The 6,202-nt window shown below is 76.9% G+C and carries 5 protein-coding genes; 3 read left to right on the top strand and 2 right to left on the bottom strand.

What is annotated here, in order from left to right; translation table 11 throughout:
- The first annotated feature begins 54 nt into the window (after nt 1–54).
- Nucleotides 55–1,494 (top strand): carboxylesterase family protein, encoded by a 1,440-nt coding sequence (locus ACI78V_RS20955; RefSeq protein ID WP_456854272.1) that lies wholly within the window; start codon nt 55–57, stop codon nt 1,492–1,494.
- 10 nt (nt 1,495–1,504) lie between these two features.
- Here the strand turns inward: ACI78V_RS20955 and ACI78V_RS20950 are convergent, their stop codons facing one another.
- Nucleotides 1,505–1,852 (bottom strand): UBP-type zinc finger domain-containing protein, encoded by a 348-nt coding sequence (locus tag ACI78V_RS20950; RefSeq protein WP_456854270.1) that lies wholly within the window; start codon nt 1,850–1,852, stop codon nt 1,505–1,507.
- 125 nt (nt 1,853–1,977) lie between these two features.
- Nucleotides 1,978–2,754, bottom strand: coding sequence for a hypothetical protein (locus ACI78V_RS20945; RefSeq protein ID WP_456854269.1), 777 nt, complete (start codon nt 2,752–2,754; stop codon nt 1,978–1,980).
- A 298-nt stretch (nt 2,755–3,052) separates the two neighbouring features.
- On the opposite strand from ACI78V_RS20945, the gene ACI78V_RS20940 reads away from it, so the two are divergent.
- Complete coding sequence (locus tag ACI78V_RS20940) at nt 3,053–4,711, top strand: FAD-dependent oxidoreductase (RefSeq protein WP_456854267.1); 1,659 nt, start codon at nt 3,053–3,055, stop codon at nt 4,709–4,711.
- On the top strand, nt 4,708–6,147 hold the full coding sequence (locus ACI78V_RS20935; protein ID WP_456854265.1) for an ATP-binding protein: 1,440 nt from the start codon (nt 4,708–4,710) through the stop codon (nt 6,145–6,147). The genes ACI78V_RS20940 and ACI78V_RS20935 overlap by 4 nt, the downstream gene beginning before the upstream one ends.
- Nucleotides 6,148–6,202 lie beyond the last annotated feature (55 nt).

Below are 6,202 nucleotides of genomic sequence, written 5' to 3'. Positions count from 1 at the left end.
GCCCCGGCCGACGGCCGGGGCCCGCAGGCGCGTCCACGCACCTGGAGGTCTCCCATGTCCGTCCGCGTCGACACCACGGCCGGGCCCGTGACCGGCCGGTGGGCCGACGGCGTCCGCACCTGGCGGGGGATCCCGTACGCCCGGGCCGAGCGCTTCGGCCCGGCCCGGCCCGCACCGTCCTGGCACGAGCCCCTGGACGCGACGGGTCCGGGACCGGTCGGCGTGCAGTACCTGCCGAGCGGTGAGCTGACCGGCCAGGAGGCCTGCCTGACCCTCGACGTCTGCGCCCCGGCGACGGCCGACGGCCCGATGCCGGTGCTGTTCTGGGTGCACGGCGGTGCCTTCCAGACCGGGGCCGCCGCCGACTACGACGGGTCGGTGCTCGCCGCTCTGGGCCCGGCGGTGGTCGTCGCGGTGTCCTACCGGCTCGGCCCGCTGGGCTTCCTGCAGCTGGGCACCGCGGCGGACCCCGAGCCCAGCCCGGCGATGACCGACCTGGTCGCCGCCCTGGACTGGGTCGAGCGCGAGATCGGGGCCTTCGGCGGGGACCCCGGCCGCCTCACCCTGGCCGGCCAGTCGGCAGGGGCGAGCCTGGTCTGCGCCCTGCTCGCGACGCCGGCCGGGCGGCGTGCCCGCTCGGCCATCGCCCTGTCGATCGGCGGGCCGCCCCAGGAGCCGGCCGAGAGCGCCGACGTCGCCGGCCGGGTGCTGGCGCGGCTGGGCGTGGCACGCACCGACCGGGCCCGGCTGCGGGCCGTGCCCGTCGAGGCGGTGTTGTCCGCCGCGCGGGAGGCCGCCGCGGCCGGCCGGCGGGAGTTCCTCGGCGGCGTCCTGTTCGCCCCCGTCCTCGACGGCGCCGTCCTGCCGGAGCGGCCGGTCGAGGTGGCCGGCCGTGGCGGCCTGCGGGACACCACGCTGTGGCTCGGCTCCTGCCGTGACGAGATGGCCCTGTTCCTGCGGCACGGCGCCGACGACGCGGCGGCCGTGGCCCGCGGCCGTGTCGGGGACGCCGCGTTCGATCGGCTGCTGGCCGTGTACACCGCCACCGCGCGGCCGGGGGAGGACCCGCTCCAGGCCCTGCTCACCGACGAGATGTGGGTCCGCCCCGCGGTGGAGCTGGCCGAGGCGCAGGCGGGCGCCGGCGGCCGCGCGTGGCTCAGCCGCTTCGACCACAGCCCGTCGCTGCCGCCGTTCGACGTCCTGGGACCGACGCACGGGGCCGACAACGCCTGCCTGTGGGCCGCGCCGCCGCGCTTCGTCGAGCGGCCGCTGCTCGCCCGGCCGGCGGCGGACATGTCCGCGGCCGACCTCGCGGTCACCGCTGCGCTCCACGACGCCGTGCTCGGCACGGTCCGCACCGGGTCGCCGGCGTCCGGGGTCCTCGACGGGTGGCGCCCCTACGAGCCGGCCACCCGCTGCACGGCCGTGTTCGACGCGCCGACCAGGGTGGTCGCCGACCCCGACGCCGAGCGGCGCCGCACCTGGGAGGGCTGAGCCCGAGGGCTCAGTGCAGGTGACGGCGCCAGTCGGCAGGTACGCGGCCGCGTGGCCCGGGTGCCGGCTGGTCGGCCGGGTGGGCCAGCGGCGGGGCGAGCTCCGGCCCGGTCACCTGCCGCTCGCGGGAGAAGTCCCAGAACCAGGTCTCGCCCGGCTCGAAGCTCCGGACGACGGGGTGCCCGGCCGTGGCCGCGTGCTCGCGGGCGTGCCGGGACGGCGAGGAGTCGCAGCAGCCGATGTGGCCGCACCGCGCGCACCGGCGCAGGTGGAACCACCAGCCGCCGGTGGCGTCGCACTCCACGCAGCCGTTCCCGCTGGGCGGCACCGACGGGTCGATCGCTGCGGGAGCGCTCATGGCGGACCCCTCCGGTCGTGGGCGGCTGGCCGTCCACGGTAGGGACGGCGGGCCGTTCCCGGAAGCCACCCGCGCCCGCCCCCGCCCGCGTGCCCGCCCGGTCGGGACCGGCCGCGCCGGCCCGGTCAGCGCGGCTGGATGGTCACGTGCGGCGTGGTGAGCATGGCCTTGAGGGCGCCCAGCAGGCCCAGCACCGGGACGGCGGCGGCGAACCACGTGCCCAGGTCCAGCCGGGCGACGTCCCATCCGGTGTCGGCCAGCAGCGCGAGGACGGCGGCCGCGGGGCCGACCGACACGAACAGCGCCAGCACCCCGACGAACCGGTGGGTGCGCGCCCGCCGGAACAGCAGCAGCCCCAGGAAGAACAGCACGGCGGCACCGAGCACCACCGCCGGCGGCTGCCACAGCCCGCTGTCGAGCAGCTCGGCCGGCCCGGACGGCAGGGCGTCGATCCCGCGCCAGACCAGCGCCAGGCCGGTGGTGTCCAGACCCTCACCCCAGGGCATCCAGAGGCTCGCGTTGGCGGCGAGGCCCGCGAGGAGCAGCGCGCTGCCACCGATGCGCTCGGGTCGGCGCAGCACCACCAGCCGCACGGGCAGGTCCAGCCCGACCGCGGGCCGCTCCGCCAGCGCGACCGACTGCTGCTCCGGGCCCGCCGCGGTCCCCCCGTCGCCGGCCTCCCACGGGAGGCCGCGAGCGGGGTCGTCCGGGAGCCGGGCGGCGCCGTCCCCCTCGGGGGGCTCCGGCGGGAAGCCCAGGATGGTCGGGTCCGGCTCGGCGGCCGCGACCGGCCGGAGGGGGATGGTCTCCTCGCGCTCGTCGCCGGCGACCGGTGGGGGCGGCGTCTCCCCGCGGGGTGCGGGCTCGCCAGGGCGGTGCGGCTGTGGCTGGTACTCGGTCACCGGGTCCTCCGACGCACGGGCGTGGGGAGCCGCCCGACGAGGAGCAGGGTAGGACGACCGGCGGCGCCGCAGGGACGGCCGCACGACGGCTGCGGCCGGCACGTCCGCGTGTCCGGGGCGACGCGCCGACGAGCCCGCCGGAACGACGGTCGGGGTTGCCTGCGGGCGGGTCCGGCGAGGGTGTCGCGGTGGCGGGGGGCCGGACTAGCGTGGTCCACGGGCGCCGCCGGGAGGCCCGCGCCCCGGGAACGCCGCCCCACCCATCCCTGCCACTCGGCAGGGCCCGACGGGAGGCCCCATGGGCAAGCCGGTCCTGCTCAGCGTCGACGACGACCCGGGGGTGTCCCGCGCCGTCGCGCGCGACCTGCGCCGGCGCTACGGCGAGGACTTCCGGGTCCTGCGGGCCGGCTCGGCGGACGAGGGGCTGGCCGCGCTCCGCGAGCTCAAGCTGCGCGGTGACCCGGTCGCGGTCCTGCTGGCCGACTACCGGATGCCGGAGATGAACGGCATCGAGTTCCTCGAGCGCGCGATGGACCTCTTCCCGCACGCGCGCCGGGCGCTGCTGACCGCCTACGCCGACACCGACGCCGCGATCGCCGCCATCAACGTCGTGGACGTCGACTCCTACCTGCTCAAGCCGTGGGACCCGCCCGAGGAGAAGCTCTACCCGGTCGTCGACGCGATGATCGAGGCGTGGCGGGAGAGCCCGGACGGCGGCTTCGAGGGCGTGAAGATCGTCGGGCACCGCTGGTCGGCGCCGTCCTTCCAGGCCCGGGACTTCCTGGCCCGCAACGCCGTCCCCTACCGCTGGTACAGCGTCGACGAGCCGGAGGGGCAGCGGATCCTCGCCGCGGCGGGTGCCGGCCCCGACGACGTCCCGGTGGTGGTGACCTCGGACGCGCGGGTGCTGCGCCACCCGAGTGAGGCCGAACTCGCGGCCGTGGCGGGGCTGGGCGTGGAGCCGCAGGCGGACTTCTACGACCTGGTGGTCGTCGGCGGGGGACCGGCGGGGCTGGGCGCCGCGGTCTACGGCGCCTCGGAGGGGCTGCGCACGGTGCTCGTCGAGCGGCAGGCCACCGGGGGCCAGGCGGGGCAGAGCAGCCGCATCGAGAACTACCTCGGCTTCCCCGACGGCGTCTCCGGTGGGCAGCTGGCCGACCGCGCCCGCCGGCAGGCGGTCAAGTTCGGCGCGGAGCTGCTGCTGGCCCGCGACGTCGTGGCCCTCGAGGAGCACGGGCCCACGCGGGTGCTGCGGCTGGACGACGGCCGGCGCATCGGCGCGCACGCGGTGGTGCTGGCCACCGGGGTCTCCTACCGCAGCCTGGGGGTGGCCGGCGTCGACGACCTGACCGGGCGCGGGGTGTACTACGGCTCGGCGATGACCGAGGCGGCCGAGTGCGCCGACCGGGACGTGTTCATCGTCGGCGGGGCCAACTCCGCCGGCCAGGCGGCGGTCTTCTTCTCCCGGTACGCCCGCTCGGTGTGCCTGCTGGTGCGGGGGTCGTCGCTGGAGGCGTCGATGTCGGCCTACCTGATCGAGCAGGTGGCCGCGATCCCGTCGATCAGCGTGCGCACCTGCACCACGGTGGCCGCCGCGCACGGCGACGGGCACCTGGAGGCGATCACCGTCGACGACGCCCGCCGCGGGGAGAGTCACACCCTGCCGGCCAGCCACCTGTTCGTCTTCATCGGCGGCGCGCCGCGGACCGGCTGGCTCGACGGTGCCGTCGTCCGCGACGAGCGGGGCTTCATCCCCACCGGCCCGGCGCTGCTGCGCGACGGGCGCCGGCCCCCCGGCTGGCCGCTGGACCGCGACCCGTACTTCCTGGAGGCCAGCCTGCCCGGCGTCTTCGTCGCCGGGGACGTGCGGTCGGAGTCGGTGAAGCGGGTGGCCTCGGCCGTCGGGGAGGGCGCCATGGCGGTCACGCTCGTCCACCGGTACCTGGAGCAGCGGTGAGCGCGGCGCCGGCCCGGCTGACGCCGGCCGAGCTGCGCGAGCTGTTCCTCTTCGCCGACCTCGACGACGAGCAGCTGGCGTGGGTGGCCGAGCACGGCGACGTCGTCGACCGCCCGGCCGGCGCCACCGTCTCGGTGGAGGGCGAGCCGGCCGAGTGCTTCTACGTCCTGCTGGACGGGACGATGAGCATGGTCCGGCTCGTGGGCGGCAGCGAGGTCGAGACCGTGCGGACGTCGCAGCGCGGCGTCTACTCCGGTGCCGTGCAGTTCTACATCGGCGACCGGATCGCCCAGACCTACCCCGGCACGGTGCGGGCGGTGACCGACTGCCGTTTCCTGGCGCTGCCCGCCGCGGAGTTCGAGGCGGTCTTCCGTCGCTGGTACCCGATGGCGGTGCACCTGCTGGAGGGGTTGTTCTTCGGCCAGCGCAACATCGCCGAGCTGGTCAGCCAGCGCGAGCGGCTGCTGGCCCTGGGCAAGCTGACCGCGGGGCTCACCCACGAGCTCAACAACCCCGCGGCCGCGGCCTCCCGGGCGGCGGCCGCGCTGCGCGAGCGGTTCGCCGGCATGCGGCACAAGCTGGCCCTGCTCTCGACCGGGAGGATCGACGGCGCGGTCCTGCGCGCCCTCACCGCGCTGCAGGAGCAGCTGGTCGCCCGGGTCGACACCGCCGGGGAGCTCACCGCCCTGGAGCGATCCGACCGGGAGGACGAGCTCGGCGACTGGCTCGACGAGCACGGCATCGGCGGTGCGTGGGAGCTCGCCGGGGTCTTCGTCCCCGCCGGCCTCGGCCCCGAGGACCTCGACCGGGTGGTGGACGCCGTGGAGCCCGGCGCTCTCGAGGCGGCGCTGCGCTGGCTGGCGTACACGGTGGAGACCGAGACCCTGATCGCCGAGATCGTCGAGAGCACCGCTCGCATCTCCGGGCTGGTCGACGCCGCCCGGCAGTACTCCCAGCTCGACCGGGCGCCGCACCAGCCCACCGACCTGCACACGGGGCTCGACGCCACCCTCGTCGTCCTCGGCGCGAAGATCCCCCCGGGCGTGACCGTGGTGAAGGACTACGACCGCTCCCTGCCACCGGTGCCCGGCTACGCCGGGGAGCTCAACCAGGTGTGGACGAACCTGGTCCACAACGCCCTCGACGCCATGGCGGGGGAGGGGACCCTCACCCTGCGCACCGCCCGGGACGGCGACTGTGCCCTGGTCGAGGTGGCCGACACCGGCCCCGGCATCCCGGAGTCGCTGCGCCGGCGGGTGTTCGAGCCGTTCTTCACCACCAAGCCGGTCGGCGAGGGCACCGGGCTCGGGCTGGACGTCTCCTGGCGGATCGTGGTCAACCGGCACGGCGGGGACCTGCGGGTGCAGTCGCGGCCCGGCGACACCCGCTTCCAGGTGCTCCTGCCGCTGGCCGAGGGCGCCACCGCGCCCGTCTAGGGACGGGTGCGGGCCCGGCCCCCAGCTCGTGGAGGGGAGGGAGGACGGGTCTCCT

Source organism: Geodermatophilus sp. SYSU D00742 (assembly GCF_054049935.1).
The sequence above is the reverse complement of the archived record's forward strand: the minus strand, read 5'-3'. Positions and strand labels throughout refer to the sequence as shown.